This window comes from Haloferax marisrubri (assembly GCF_001469875.2).
GTDB classification, from domain to species: domain Archaea; phylum Halobacteriota; class Halobacteria; order Halobacteriales; family Haloferacaceae; genus Haloferax; species Haloferax marisrubri.
This window is the reverse complement of sequence record NZ_LOPW02000018.1, coordinates 306,222-320,210: the sequence shown is the minus strand read 5'-3', so window position 1 is coordinate 320,210 and position 13,989 is coordinate 306,222. Positions and strand designations below refer to the sequence as shown.

General features: G+C 57.5%; 13 protein-coding genes and 4 pseudogenes. 7 read left to right on the top strand and 10 right to left on the bottom strand.

The features are described 5' to 3' along the window. Positions 1–204: pseudogene (locus AUR65_RS20350) on the bottom strand (hypothetical protein); the annotation flags it as partial. 231 nt (positions 205–435) lie between these two features. After that, entirely contained in the window at positions 436–1,335 is a 900-nt protein-coding gene (locus AUR65_RS16440; protein ID WP_058567899.1) for an SOSS complex subunit B family protein, read from the bottom strand. Positions 1,336–2,027: 692 nt separating this feature from the next. Here AUR65_RS16440 and AUR65_RS16435 point away from each other — a divergent pair. After that, positions 2,028–2,417, top strand: a complete 390-nt coding sequence (locus tag AUR65_RS16435) for a hypothetical protein (protein WP_004968161.1) — start codon at positions 2,028–2,030, stop codon at positions 2,415–2,417. Between the two features lie 250 nt (positions 2,418–2,667). Here AUR65_RS16435 and AUR65_RS16430 read toward each other — a convergent pair whose 3' ends face one another. After that, positions 2,668–3,693 (bottom strand): two-component system sensor histidine kinase NtrB, encoded by a 1,026-nt coding sequence (locus AUR65_RS16430; RefSeq protein WP_058567898.1) that lies wholly within the window; start codon positions 3,691–3,693, stop codon positions 2,668–2,670. Between the two features lie 644 nt (positions 3,694–4,337). Here AUR65_RS16430 and AUR65_RS16425 point away from each other — a divergent pair. Further along, positions 4,338–5,267, top strand: coding sequence for a carbohydrate kinase family protein (locus AUR65_RS16425; RefSeq protein WP_058567897.1), 930 nt, complete (start codon positions 4,338–4,340; stop codon positions 5,265–5,267). Between the two features lie 19 nt (positions 5,268–5,286). On the opposite strand, the gene AUR65_RS16420 is transcribed toward AUR65_RS16425, so the two are convergent. Further along, positions 5,287–6,081, bottom strand: a complete 795-nt coding sequence (locus AUR65_RS16420) for a BtpA/SgcQ family protein (protein WP_058567896.1) — start codon at positions 6,079–6,081, stop codon at positions 5,287–5,289. A 673-nt stretch (positions 6,082–6,754) separates the two neighbouring features. Between AUR65_RS16420 and AUR65_RS16410 the strand changes: the two genes are divergently transcribed. Beyond that, positions 6,755–7,015: a ubiquitin-like small modifier protein 1 gene (locus AUR65_RS16410; protein ID WP_058567895.1), complete on the top strand. Its 261-nt coding sequence runs from the start codon at positions 6,755–6,757 to the stop codon at positions 7,013–7,015. Here AUR65_RS16410 and AUR65_RS16405 read toward each other — a convergent pair whose 3' ends face one another. Next, positions 7,016–8,320 (bottom strand): acetamidase/formamidase family protein, encoded by a 1,305-nt coding sequence (locus tag AUR65_RS16405; RefSeq protein WP_058567894.1) that lies wholly within the window; start codon positions 8,318–8,320, stop codon positions 7,016–7,018. 672 nt (positions 8,321–8,992) lie between these two features. On the opposite strand from AUR65_RS16405, the pseudogene AUR65_RS20515 reads away from it, so the two are divergent. Continuing rightward, positions 8,993–9,136: pseudogene (locus AUR65_RS20515) on the top strand (transcriptional regulator TrmB); the annotation flags it as partial. A gap of 33 nt (positions 9,137–9,169) precedes the next feature. Here the strand turns inward: AUR65_RS20515 and AUR65_RS16395 are convergent. The 3 genes and pseudogenes from AUR65_RS16395 to AUR65_RS20345 form a co-directional block, all read right to left on the bottom strand. Next, positions 9,170–9,622 carry a hypothetical protein gene (locus AUR65_RS16395; protein ID WP_058567893.1) on the bottom strand — a complete coding sequence of 151 codons (453 nt, stop codon included), beginning with the start codon at positions 9,620–9,622 and terminating at the stop codon, positions 9,170–9,172. Next, a complete protein-coding gene (locus AUR65_RS16390; protein ID WP_058567892.1) occupies positions 9,619–10,131 on the bottom strand; it encodes a winged helix-turn-helix domain-containing protein in 513 nt (170 codons plus the stop codon). The genes AUR65_RS16395 and AUR65_RS16390 overlap by 4 nt, the downstream gene beginning before the upstream one ends. A 77-nt stretch (positions 10,132–10,208) precedes the next feature. Continuing rightward, a pseudogene (locus AUR65_RS20345) lies at positions 10,209–10,592 on the bottom strand (transcription initiation factor IIB family protein); the annotation flags it as partial. A 139-nt stretch (positions 10,593–10,731) separates the two neighbouring features. On the opposite strand from AUR65_RS20345, the gene AUR65_RS20340 reads away from it, so the two are divergent. Next, positions 10,732–12,285 carry an HNH endonuclease gene (locus AUR65_RS20340; protein WP_233194401.1) on the top strand — a complete coding sequence of 518 codons (1,554 nt, stop codon included), beginning with the start codon at positions 10,732–10,734 and terminating at the stop codon, positions 12,283–12,285. Between the two features lie 9 nt (positions 12,286–12,294). Here the strand turns inward: AUR65_RS20340 and AUR65_RS16375 are convergent, their stop codons facing one another. Both AUR65_RS16375 and AUR65_RS16370 read right to left on the bottom strand, forming a co-directional pair. Further along, complete coding sequence (locus tag AUR65_RS16375; protein WP_199180627.1) at positions 12,295–12,672, bottom strand: hypothetical protein; 378 nt, start codon at positions 12,670–12,672, stop codon at positions 12,295–12,297. Next, positions 12,669–13,022 (bottom strand): hypothetical protein, encoded by a 354-nt coding sequence (locus AUR65_RS16370; protein WP_058567889.1) that lies wholly within the window; start codon positions 13,020–13,022, stop codon positions 12,669–12,671. Before AUR65_RS16370 ends, AUR65_RS16375 begins: the two co-directional genes overlap by 4 nt. A gap of 214 nt (positions 13,023–13,236) precedes the next feature. Here AUR65_RS16370 and AUR65_RS16365 point away from each other — a divergent pair, with 214 nt between their 5' ends. Next, the gene (locus tag AUR65_RS16365; RefSeq protein WP_058567888.1) at positions 13,237–13,479 is read left to right on the top strand and encodes a hypothetical protein; all 243 of its coding nucleotides are present in this window, start codon (positions 13,237–13,239) and stop codon (positions 13,477–13,479) included. A 309-nt stretch (positions 13,480–13,788) separates the two neighbouring features. Further along, positions 13,789–13,989, top strand: a pseudogene (locus AUR65_RS20330) (threonine synthase); the annotation flags it as partial.

The following is a 13,989-nucleotide window of genomic DNA, read 5'->3' as shown; positions in this document are numbered from 1 at the left end:
ATAAAACAATACAAGATCGCCTGACTCCATTTTCTCGAAGTAGTTTCGGTTACTCTCACCATCACGGGCACCCCAGAACCGGACAGACTCAAAGTTGGAAAGTGCAGCAGGGTGATTCGGATATTCATCTAATTCAACGTGGTTTAGAACTGTTCTTTGGAAGTTTCCGGGGTCACACGGGACGAGAAAGACATTTGCAGCCATTATATTTCACTACAGATACATGTCTTATAGAACTTCTGGACCTCACATTATTAGATCGTGATTCCTGCGGTTCATATCGGGAGGGTTGCCGCCATGGAAACGCATCGCGGTGTTGAGTATGGACCAAGGTCGTGGCTGCGCGCGCAGCGGCTGCGAGCACGGAGCGGAGGGTGGGGCGGTGGGGTCTGGGTCGGCCCGGCAACCAGCAAAAAAGAGGACCGCGTCTCGCCGTTAGGCGTCCCACCAAGCGTCGCGCTCGGGGAACATCACGGTCGTCCAGCCCGTCAGGGCAATCGAGACGCGCCCATCGTACCAGTTCCGCGCCGCCCCGTGAATCCGCACGCGTTCGCCCTCACGAATCCACGGCACGTCCGAAGCCTTCCAACTCGTCAGCTTCACCTGCCCGCTTTCGTCTTCGAGGAGCCCCGCTTGCTGAATCGCCGGCGACTCCGACTCCCACACCGTCGTCAGCGTCCCTTCAACGCACACTTCGCGTCGCGACACGCCCTCAAGCTTCCCGATTGGCACCATCGTCCCCGGTGCGCCTTCGAGTTCCTCAAACGCGCTCACCGTTGCCGACAGCATGTCTTTCCCGCTCAACACCGCCTCGCTCAGTCGCCGACTGATCGCCGCTCGCGACCACCCATCCAGCTTCTCTGCCAACCGTTTTGCCTGAGAGTTCACTGCGCCCAACTGTGCTTGGGTCAGCTCCGTCCGGGGGTCTGCCCGGTCAGGGTCAGCTATCGGATTCACACTCGCCGCACGCTTCTGGAACAGCCGCCGTCGCGCAGCGCTCCGCTCGGCCGCAATCACCCGTGACCGTGCCTCACGACCCTCTTGCGAGCCCAGTTCCGCACGGGCACTAATCCGTTCGAGTTCCGCTTCCCGCGCTCGAATGCGCTCTTCTTGGGCCAACGTCACGCCGTGAATCCGCTCGTCGCTCGTGTCTGCGATCCCATCTGGGTGGTTCGCATCCACCTTTGCTTGGGTCTCCTGTTGCACCGTCGCCTGGAACTGCGGCGTCTCGTCGACGACCTCAAACCCGTCTTCGTCGACCGCCGTCTCGTCCGCGTGTTCGAACGCCTGTTCAGCCACCGAAACTACCTTTCGACTGGAGTTGTTACTAGACATTGGAACTAACACGTTCCTGAAGGCGCTGACGCGCCGACGCCCGCGACCTCACTCGCGGGATTCTCACGAACCAACACTTGAGCCACGGCTCCGACGTCAACCGATGACGCCGTCACCGAGGTGCCCGCGCCGCGCCTTCACGCCGGACCCTGTCCGGCGCGGCGCGGCACCGACGGCGCCCCCACAGACAAGTGCGGGGGGTGAACCTCGAGGTGAGCGCGCGGTCACCACCATATACCCAGCCGGTCACCGCGGGTCGGCGCCTCGCCGACGCCCGTCCGTCGCAGACGCAACGGCAGCGCGAAACGCCCGGGCCCGGCAGGAACGGTCTGCCCGCCGGAGCGCGCACAACCCGAGCAGTCGCCCCCCAAACGTACCGATAATCCTCACCTCACAAACACCCGAGGTTGCTAATTTCTACTACTAGCTTGCTATCGAGATCGCAGAGGATGTGGTCCCTCGCCTCCCTGCCAGATAAAACTCAAACATGGATACTTCAGGCTCTGTTGAAACCCTCAGTCGGTGATAGGTTTTGGTGTGCGTACTGAATAGAGAACGCAAGTCGGTCACGCAACTGTCACACCTTATAGTGGCTCAGACAACTAGCAACCCAGCCATTGATTCCGCTAAATTGGCGAATTGAGGTGGATTTGACCGTAGTTATATGATTCTTCACAGACAATATACTGACAATGGCTACCAAGATGGCGTCTCGGCTCGAAGAATATTTCGAGGAAAGGACAAACGGCAATCTTCGGAGCATCGTGAAGTACAACCAAGACAGTCACGACGTCGTTTACTTGCGAGATGACGTGGCTGTCCGATACACAGAAGACGACATTAAAAAAGCGGTTGACGAGTCACGGCTGGATTCGTTGACTGCACCGGTCTACAAGGACACGTTTGCAGAGGACCACGGCGAATTGACGTGCTTGGTCCAGTGCTTCGAGAACGTCATCGAGATGAACTTCGTCCTCCGAGATGGGGTCGGCGCAGCTGTCGCGTTAGACGCAGAGGCATTTGCGGAGACTCAAGGTATCGTAGCTGAGGCCCGGAAGATCGTCATCGAAGAGCGCGAGTAGTCTTCTGTACCCAAGACTGTGAACGATGTGAGGATCGAGCTTCTTCCTTGCTTCTGTCGACCTCGATTCCGGAGATGTAACCGATCTACTACTCTCGAATGCTGGCTTCACTCTCTATTCAGCACGTACTTTCTGTCGGGGCCAGAGGATTTCAACAGAGCCCTACCTCACACTTGCTTCGGACATGGCTGCAGTACGAGGCCGTCAGAGATGCTCTCCAAAAACTAACTCAGCAGACGTCGTCCGACTCTCACCACGTGATCTCAAATCGTGCGCCACCTTCGGAACCCGTTGTAACGGCGATTTCCCAACCATGGCCCTCCACAATTTGAGAGACAATTGAGAGTCCATAGCCAGTTCCGTCAGCAGTTGTCGAATATCCGTGGTTGAATATCTCTGACCGAATCGGCTCAGCGATTCCGGGGCCATCATCTTCGAGATAGAGTCCCGTATCGTCAGGGAGGCTTCCAACAGTCACAGTCGCCCCAGCACCAGCATGGTCAACCGCATTGCGGAACAAGTTCTCTAGTAGTTCCTGAAAACGACTCTTATCCGCGGCGATCACTCCGAGTTCATCTTCTAGTTGGAGCGTCGCTTGCTGTGTCTCAACGCTACTCCACGACGCATGGAGACACTCACAGATATCAACCGACTCGGTCTCACCAACAACTTCGCCTCTTTTTGAGAGAGCAAGAATGTCGCTGACGAGATCATCAATTCGAGCGAGTGACGCTAAGACCCGCTCCAGTTCAGGGCTTTCGGACTGTTCATGGGCAATCTCAGTATATCCGTACGCGATAGAAAGTGGGTTCCGGATATCATGTGTTAAGATATCGGCGAACTCATTCAGCCGATCCTTCTGGGCTTGAAGCTGCGACTCTCGCTGACGCTGCTCGGTGATATCCCGGATAATGCCAGTAAAGTACTGTTCCCCATTGTGTTCGTGTTCATGAAGGCTGATAAGCGTCGGAACTTCGTGTCCGTCCTTGTGCAACGCCGGAAGTTCGATACCATCCCAGTTGATATTGCGCTCTCCTGTCGCCACATACGACGCTAATGCAGCCGCATGGACTGGTTCTAAGCGCTCTGGAATAATTTTCATCTTCGAACTCCCGATCAACTCAGTGGGGGCATAGCCGAGGATGTCCTCAACGGCTGGATTGGCATACACGATGTTGCTATCCGAGTCAATCGTCAACATCCCCTCTGCCGCATTTTCGACAAGTGTCTGGTAGAAATCGTCCGCAGAGGTTGGAGAGGGAGGAGGACCGTTCATATAATGTCACTTTTACTGGTCGGTAGTTAAACGTTCTTCAGGGTATTGCTGCGAGATTTACGAGTAACCACGGGTTGACGAGCAACTCCGACAACTACCCTCAGACACAGGGTTCTGGGGAGTGGGATGGTACACGAGAACCTCGATCGTGCCGCTGGCTCCATGAAGTGGCCTAGAAGTCTGCGGACAAACCCATGACATCAGTCAAGGGTCAATGACGGTCCGACTTCGGAGTGAAAGGTGAAGGGGTACCTTTGATGTGTATCAGGCCGGGCATCCCGAGACACACCAATGCTGGTGGTTTAGAGGCACTCAGCACGAGTCTAGCCGGCCACGATCGTATTCATCTTGGCGGTTGCGCCTATTATTGAGATATCGATAGGGGATTTCGGTTGTAAAACAGAGAGAGTACTGAACTGGTTACTGGCCGTGAACAAATTCTTTAGTCCACTCGCCGTCGACGATTCATTGAGACTAAGGTCTGTTGCAATCCTTCAGTGTTGACATTGAGAAGAAACGCTCTTCCCACTATTTTCGCGGCTTCAGATGGAAACTCACTTCCTCAGTGAATCGCCAGACGTGAGATGGGTTTCAACAAACCCCAATCCCTGTATGTTCAAGGCGAACCAACGTTGAGTAGGCATATGTCATCGTTCGATGTCGTGACGGTCGGGAGTGCCGTTATCGACCACATCTACTCTCTGTCGAATCTACCGAAACCCGACGGTGGTGCATTCGCCCGTGAACACGCGACCGACGTGGGTGGCGTCGCTGCAAATGTCGCCTCAGGCCTCGCTGAGTTTGGGAACAAGGCAGGAATCATCACACGCGTCGGGGCCGACGATGTCGCCGAGATCGAAGCTGACCTCCAAGCACGCGGGATTGATTGTTCTCGGATGCAAGCTGGACCCGAAGAATCGTCGTACACGCTGATTCTCCGTGATCCAGATGGAGAACGAATGATCGTTGCCGGTGGCCAGAGCGTTCCGAACCTGCGACTTGATGCGCGCGATATCGAGTATGCGGGTGACGCTAGTGTGGTGTTCACGAGTGCCTATGCACCGGACGAGGTCGTCTCGAAACTCGTGACCGCCCGCGAACGCCGTGAGATTTCGACACTCGTCTTCGACCTCGCAGGCCCACTCTCGGAACTCGAAGGCCGAGGGACAACACCGGAGACGATTGACCGACTGCTTTCTGTTGTTGATCTCTTCGTGGCCGGCGAGGTCGCCGCACACTCGTATTTTGGTGGTGGAGCCGACGAAGCCATTGCCACGCTTACGCAGCGGAATGTCTCTCGCGCGGCGATTACACAGGGAAGTGACGGAGCGCGCCTTCTCGAAGGGGACACAGTAACCGACGTCCCGGCCTTCGAGGTGGACGTGAATGATACGACCGGCGCTGGCGATACCTTCACTGCGGGACTGATTCACACGTGGCTCCTCAATGACTATTCAGCACGCAACGCAGGGCGCTTTGCCGCTGCGGCGGCGGCACTCAACTGTGCTGAACCGGGTGCACGCGGCAATCTCCCATCCGAATCCGACGTTCGGAAGTTTATTGAGACGCAGTGAACCGCTGGGTCAGTGAAGCCTAGCGAACGGACGCGACAAGGCGTTCGACTGCTGCTTCGTCGACGGGATTCGTCGTCTTGCCATCTTCTTTGAGCGCGGTTCCAACGATTGCACCATCAGCGACCGAAAGCAGTTCGGGTGCCGTCTCAGGGGTGACACCGCTTCCGATCAAGACAGGGGCGTCGAGACCGCGAGCATCGCGAGCGTTAACCACTGCTTCGAGAACCGTCGTATCGACCGCCTCGCCCGTGCCAGTCCCACTCACGATGATTCCGTCGGCACCACCGCGTTCGACAAGTTCACCAACCACCTCGTCGTGTGACCGTTCGGCGAGCGGCGCAGAGTGTTTCACGTCGATGTCTGCAAGAATAGCAACGTCAGTGTCGAGTTGGTCACGCAGACGCACCGTTTCGTGTGCCATCCCCTCGACGAGCCCCTGATCAGTAAGCCGGGCACCGGTATGGACGTTCACGCGAACGAAGGCACCATCTGTCGCAGCGGCAATGCCGAGGGCACTTTGGACATCGTTTCGGAGGATGTTCACGCCAAACGGGATTGAAACGTTCTCACGAAGTGTGCCCGCGAGTGCTGCAACGTCAGCGACGACGTGACGAGGCACCCGGTCTGGATAAAACGGGGCATCACCGAAGTTTTCGAGCATAATACCGTCGACACCACCTGACTCGAGTGCTGCCGCATCCTCAAGGAGTCGGGCTCGAATCTCGTCCCGGTCACCTTCGAACCCAGGAGAACCAGGGAGGGGAGGTAGATGGACCATTCCAATAATTGGGGTTTCTGTGCTGAAGAAATCCATATCCGGTGTGGCCGTTCGAGGGACTTAACCGTACAGATATGTGGCTCTGTGAGGGCCTTCAGTCAGCGCGGAACACTGTCGAAGAGAGATGAGCCAGGTGAGTCTCCAAGTGATCGTCGCTCCTCAAGACGTGGTGGGTGGTTGAGAATGTGAGGCGAGCCAGTAAGTTCGGTTGTCACTCGTGAGCAACGACCACCGAGACCAGTATTGCCAGTACCCACACCACGATTTCCAGTAATAGAACTCGATTTGGTGCTGTTGAAATCCTCAGCCACGGATAGTTTGTTGTGGCCGTGCTGAATAGAGAACGCGAGTGTCTCACTAGTCAAACGAACAGAGGCCATCAGGAGGATTGTCGTAATCGCACGAACGGCGGTAGCCCAGAACGAGATGTCCTTCCTCCCGGAATCGTTCCTCAACGATGACAACCGAACAGTCGCAACCATCTGTGTCATTCCCTTGGAGCGACTCGATGACCCAGTCACTATCGTTGATGCGAAGCCACTTCGTATTGACCAGGGGTTCTTCCCCAATCGCACTCCAGAGTCGCGCGCTTGATGATCTTGAGACAGATCCTCGTTAACAGGTGGTCACAGTGTGCCCCCTTGAGTTCGCCAATTGTGAACAGAAACCCCGAGTCAACTAATTTGTACTAACGACTCTTGGGGACAGTATGGAAATTACTGTCTACGGTCCGCTCCGGTCTGCAACTGGCAAAAAGATGGTCGAAGTATATCCGAGCGGTGAGACGGTCAGAGACCTGCTCACGGCGTTCGTGGACGAGTATCCAAAGACTGCGACACATCTCTCTGACGACGACGGCACCATCCGACCCAGTGTTCGGGTGATGATTGGAGAACACAAAGCCACGTTGGACGACCCGATCTCAGATGGAGAACAGGTGAAACTGTTCCCAGCGATGCGCGGTGGCTGACTACGCCCCGTACTGTTCGCGGACCGTCTCTGTGAGGCCAACTTCGTCGAGGAGTTCTATCGGGACGAGCATTGATAGTTGGACCACACCCGGCAAGCGAGCAATTTCGACGCCGCCAGTGAACGTACAGCGAGACCGAACTTCTCCTTCGCTGATTCCGAATAGTGAACTCGCTCTGTCGAAGGCATTTTCCGTCGCATCGTTAATCGTGGCTCCCGACCCGATAATCTGGACCGGGAGAGCATCATGAAGCGTTTCGACGTCGTACTCGTCTGCGAGTGCTGTCCCAGCGTCCCGCTCGGCGTCCGTGTAGGGTTTTGCGATGTGCGGGAGGTCTTCCTCGTTCGGAAGCAAGAGCGGCCCCGGGAGGTCAAGGCCTTTGATAACTTCAACTTCGAGTTCAGTCTTCCCACTTACGTCCGTCGTGTGAAGCGACAGTTCCCCATCGCCCTGGTTGGCGTGGAGGTCACCAACGTACAGGCCAGCTCCTTCGACCCGAACAGGACAGATGAGAACGGCACCGGGCCTCACCTCGTTTGAATCGAGGTGACCGTCTGTTCGTGCTTCGAGTGCCTCTTCGTCCGGGAGCCCCCAGTCGTGTCCCGCACCGATGAGGAACTGACCGAAGTCTCCCGCATTGTGTGAGTCCGGGAGTTCGATGGACGGCGTCGTCCCGATGTTGCCGATGAACGGACGGAGTCGACCAAGTGCACCCGGCATCTCATCAGGTTTGTACAGAAGAATTGGGTGCTGCCGAGAGTTCTCAGGGAGCGCCATTGCTTCGTCGGCGTGTTCAGCGAGTTGATGAGCACCGTCGGCGCCAACGGTAATGCCGACAGTTCGGTCGTCGTCGAAGACGACAGTATAGCCGTACTCAAATCCGAACGAGGACGCGTTCGCACCACACTCCACACATCGAATCGCCCCTTCACCTGTCCCTTCGACGACTGTCTCTGGCCATGGTGTCCCACATTCGGGACAGCGGTGGTCGACGAAGGGATCGTCACCAAACGCACCCTCTCGTTCCGCCATACTCCCGGTACTCGTCGCGATACTCGTAACTTCGATATCCTTGATTCGGACGACGAGCGCGTCACCCGGTTCGGCATTTTCGACGTAAATTGGCCGTGTCACTTCGTGACCACCGCGGAAAGTCGGTGTAATCATCGGTCCCCAACAGCCAGCGGGGGTGTGGGTCTTGACTGTCCCACCGTCACGGACAGACCCCGCCCACTCTTGTCCAGGCCCAACAAGGCCGAGTGTGAATTCGTCTACTTCGAGCGTGTCGACTAGTTGTTCAGACATCTATCATTATCGTTTGTTTGTATCGTGTTATCAGTTGTGTAGGCAGAAATCTACGTCGTCGAGTTCACCTGAACTAATCGACGTTCACGAGATTCCAACGGTGGTGATGAGTCCGTCGAAAACCGAGTGAAAGCGTAGGGCTTGCAGGCGATTATGGAATTAACCAACAATCTCCGATACTACGTGCAGACAGTTGGTTAACCGACACTAATCACTAACCCTACTCGAGGCTGGGATCGTAGCGAGTCACTCCATACCCGGCATACCCAGATCGGTTGGCCCGTTCACGCCTCATCTGGATCCAGGTCTCGAGTTATGAACCGCTGGTCGGTCGCGTGCGACGCGGAAGTCCCGCGAACGCAGTGAGCGGGACGTCGGTGAGCCCTACTCACCGGAATGCGGCGAGCGGGGCGGGCCGTCACGTACTCATCTGTCCGGCCGACCACGTCGATCGGGGGACCAACAACAATCCTGGCGGAGCCAGAAAGGGCGAGGCCGTCTCGGTCGTCCCCCGGCCCCGCAAGCACCGCAGGCACGAGGAGCGCAGCGGTGGTCGCGGGATGCCGAGCGGCCGAGGGTTTTCATCTGTTGTGCCTACGTCCTCGACAGAGTCAGCTCTGCGTTGCAAAATACCGAAGTGGTTTATATATTGATTCGCTAGTATGCAACAGGATGCTCACAGAAGGTGAGGTTCGCGCCCTTACAGCCCTCAACGGTGAGCAGACGGTCTCTGAACTCGCGACGAATCTCGATCGGAGTCTCAGCTACACCTCAGAACTCGTCGAGCGGCTCGAAACGACTGGCCTCGTCAGCTCGCCGACTCGGGCGAGTCACTGTCAATGGGCGTCCTCACGGTGGGTTTGATGCGCTATTCAGCTGGTCGACGTCGCCGTCTTCGTACGCTGCTCGCCACATCGAATGGACGGCACGCGTCACGAGTGACACCTCGGTCACGTCGATACAGGACGGTTCGGCGTCCATCGTCACGGCCTCGGACGGCGGGTGGAAATGGATCTCGGGGGAGTGTGCATTCGGGTGGCGATCGAAGCGCCAATTGACGTCGTCGTTATCGACGTAGTGGAACGAATACATCCCCAGTTCGCTCCACTGGATATCGAGCCGAGCGCTCTCGGCATCGCCCAATCCATCGCTGAGACTGATCTGCAGTTCCGTAGGGGCGACGACATCATCATACGCCGGTTCGTCGACGAGCGGCTCGAGTTCGAGCCAGAGATCACGAATCCGTTGGAGTGCCGGAAGATAGATCGGCCCGAACTCGCCGGCGCGGTCGTTACCGTTCATACAGCGAGCTGGTGGCTGGCCTCGTCGTAGGCGAGCGCGGCTTGGGCGACAGCGAGATTCTGCCGCGTCGTGCGCCACGCGGTGAGGTCGTTCCAGCCGTCCGTCTCGCCGGCGTCGAGTTGCTGGACGAGTTCCTCCGGAGACACCACGTCGTAGCGGTCCTCGTAGCGTCGGATCTCGGCCTTCATCTCCTGGATGCTGTCGAGTAACTCCGGTCGAGTAACTTCCTCCCGCAGCTCGCGGATCCGTGACATCAACACCCGGTCGCTGTTGCGCTTGTACAGCGTTGTTTGGCCGTCTTGCTCCGTCTCGGCGAACCCGGTGTTCACGAGCGACTTGCAGTGCCGACGGGCCGTCGGCTCGCTCACGAGAGCGCGGTCGGCGATCTCGGCTGCCGACTGTCCCTCGTGGGTCTGCTCGATGATTTCGTACACCCGCTCGAACGGCGTGGTGTCGGCTTTCCAGTCGGCTTTGACCTGCTCGTTGATGTCATCCCACGTCTCGGTCATACTGGATGCTACGCAGTCTAGGAACAAATAGTTTTGTGAGGAAATTATCTGAACCCAGTGCTTGTAGGCGAGCATTGTCAGGCTACATGCTCCTCTAACGTCTCGTGATGCGTCCGGACTGTGGTTGGTGTGACGTTCCCTGTCGCCGCGACATCGCTTTGCGTTACCCACTCCGCTTTGTAGAGACAGGCCGCTGCGAACCCAGCCGGATGGACGACCGTCGTAACGCTGCGCTCCTCGGTCTGGGCGCTCCGGAAGAGCTGACAGGACTAGTCACGGACCGAATCGGGGAGCTCCAGCAAACTCGCCAACCGACGCACTTCGCCCAAGACGTGGGCGAGATTCCGTTCCATTTTCGACCACCAGCGGCCCCGAGTCTGCTCACAGCGCACCCGTGTGAGGCGCCGTCGCTTCTGCCCCGAGAGTTCGTTCCCGTTCGCGTCGGTACCGCGACCGATTTCCAGTAAAGCGTCGCTGTATCACTGTCCCGCCGGATCAAGTGGGCAGATAATTGCAAACGCGACTATAGCAGTGTGTCCCGATTTACACTGAATTGTCGGCTACCAACAGTTATCTAGGAGATTCGATAATACGCAACCTGTGAGTAACTCGCAACCTGATTTTGATTTCCCGCCGTCATACATTGCAGGCCTCCTAGATGCGACCGGGCGTGTTCGATTCCCGATTTCAGAAACCGAAGACGGCCACTTCACCGTACATCCAGTACTGCGACTCTATCCGTACAACTCAGAGCTGCGCGGGAACCTCATCGGTACCTTTCTTGAATCCCAAGGGTACGAGTACAACTATATTAACCGGGCAGATAGTCGTGATTTCTTCCGAGTGCAATTCGTTAGTGAACTCGCTGACCTGCAAGACTACCTCGCAGGTCAGTCTACACAGCTCGTCCGGGAACTCGGGTTTGTCACGGGACTGTTCTCAGACGAATTCGACGGGGAGATCCTGGGTCCACAACGAATCTACCGATTCCTGCGAATCCGTGACCAGTTGCGATACGGATGGCGACCCCGCGGTATCCATCACCGAGCACCGAGCGACATCGAAGCAGACCACGATATCGATACAGACACCGTCGATATCCCCGTACTTCCCGACGGGTCGTTCCGGGGTAGTTACTCGATTAAATACCTCGCCGGCCTGTTTGACGGTGCCGGTCGCTTCCGGGCAAGTGTCGCCAAGAATGATGAGCATACCATTGGGTACGGTATCCAACCAACGGCACGGCTCTACTGCGGCGGTGTCAACTCAACACTCATAGCGCATGTCAAGCAGTTCTGCGCCGACTATAACCTCCGCGTCGGTGACTCCTCGAAAACGAACACCCTCAGCATGGTGTTCACCGGTCCTGGGGCCATTCGACGCATCCTCGAAGTCCTCTACCCGCAGTTATTCGTTGCCGCAGAACCCGCAGCTGTCCTTGACGATGCAGTCTTCCCACGGTTCGACGCCGGTGACCACCTCACAAAGCAAGGATTCTACGAGATACTCACCGCGTTAGATGAAGTCGCAGCGCTCTCTGGTGGCGAAGCCAGACACCGCGAGTACACGCCACAGCATTTCGCCGATCTCTGGCAAGACGATATCGAAACCAGCGACCCGCATGCACTAACAGAACCACCCTCAAAAACGATGTCCTCGGGCCCCGAACTGGAACCGAACGACCCCACAGACGACTCCGAATCGCTCACACTAGAGCAAGCGGCGTTCACCGACACACCAGGCCAGTACCTCACCGTTGTCGATCGCCACCACCGCGATCAAGAGATGGTCACCGACCTGAAAGCCCTGTACAGTGATCGGTGTCAAGTATGTGGTGACCGACGCGCCCGACCGGACGGCACCGGGTTCTCCGAAGTCCATCATATCCACCCACTCGGCAACCCACACAACGGACCAGACACGTCGGACAATATGCTCGTCCTCTGCCCGAACCACCACGCCGACTTCGACAACGGCGTCATCGCAGTCGACGCCGACACACTCACAATTAGCCACCCGTACGACCGAAGTATCGACGGCCGCTCACTAATGCTGCGTGACGACCACACACTCGACACAACACACCTCACCTACCACAACGAAAACATCGTCTCCCGATCCGACGCTACAGACCACCCATCAAATACCACATAATATCCTGCCTCAGGCACTGTCTAGTTGAACCAGTTTGGGAAGCGAGCAGGTCGAGGCAGCCGTATCTGTCGAGTCGTGTAGCTCCCGGAGCGTCCCGACGGCGATTGTCCCAACTCGGACGCCATCAACAGTTTCCACGTCAAGGTCAATGGTTGCTGTCCGAAAGGGAGACAATTCGACGAGAATGCGATGTGCGACCGCCCGGATGGTCCCTTCGTCATAGCGGGCAAGAACGTCCGTCATCATCTCGTCGAAGTGGGCGTCCTGTTGGTTAGCATGCGAGCTGTGCCCACGAGCGCGCATGAGACACCAAACGTCCTCGAACGATGAGTGGGCTGGATTCCCTATCGCCTCGTTGACTGGATAGGGCGCGTCAGTCTCCGTCACGGGCCCTCCTCCAGTGACGATGGTACCGAATCGCCCTCAGACCGTTGCTGGCGGACGTAGTGAAGCACTGAGTCGAGTGTCTCAGTATCCTCAATTGCCTCAAGAATTCCGACCAGTTCGCTTAGCCGTTGCTGACGATCGACGATTTCTGGATCGCCGTGCTCTGTCTCGATCGCGGCCACCTCGACGTGGCGGTCCTCGCTCCAGCCACACGTCCAACACTGCCTGTGGAGAATGACTTCTTCACCCTGTTCGGTATCGAGAATTGCGTTGGCAAGGGGCGTCGATGGCGGCCGCCCGGGGCCGACCTCTCGAGAGACGTACGGCTCACCACAGTCCGGACACTCCATACGTCAAAGTCGGCAGGCATGCGCCTAAATCGTGTGGATGGGTCCACGGCGTGTCCACTCTCGGCCGACAGAAAGCACTTATCAGACCCTACTATACAGAACGAGCATGCGTTCGTACCCGTTGGTCAGAAAACCACGTATTCGGTGACGCGGTCCGCACGACCTCGCCCCCTGTGGGCTCGTAGCGGGCTGCATCCCGGATACGTACATCACCATGGATGACGCTGAACTCCTCCGACGTGAACTGCGTGCCGCACGCGATGAACTCGTCCGCAAGGGCGCCGACGAGGCCGATGATCCAGTCGCGGCCGCAAGCCAGCTTCCGCTCATGCCTGAGCGTGATGACGAGTTCCTCCGGCTCGCACTCATGAGCGTGAACGAACTCGAAACACACATCGACCGTCTCGAACGAGACCTCGACGACCTCAAGAACGGTCTCGACCACCCCGACGACTAATCCACACCGACGCTGCTGGAGCAGTATCCATCGATTTCCCCGCCAAGAGGAACACAAACAACGTCGGCGTCGCAGTCACTCAGTCGGTCTGCAGACGTGTCTCCCACACTCGCCACCAATATTGTTGATGCAGTGGTCGAATAGCGGTCGAACACCGAGATCGCGAAGGTCTTCACGCAGCCAGTTACAGTCGTAGCCCTTGTCAGTAGTGAGAAGTCTCGACTCGCCCGCATGTCGGCGGGGCGTTTTGGCTCGGGGCGTTCGAAACCGCAAGCGAACGCATATGTCTCCGGCCCCCGCAGCGTCGCTATGTCTCTCTCGTTGAATTGTTACCGTTGCGGGGAGCGCTACGACGACGACGTCCGGGTCAGGTGCGCCTGCGGGGAACCGCTCTGGGTCGACACGGACCCGACGGCATTCTCGTGGGACGACTGTCGAGACCGGGACGGAATGTGGCGGTACGAAGCGCTGTTGCCAATTGATCGCCCCGAGGGTGTCGCGCGGGCCGCA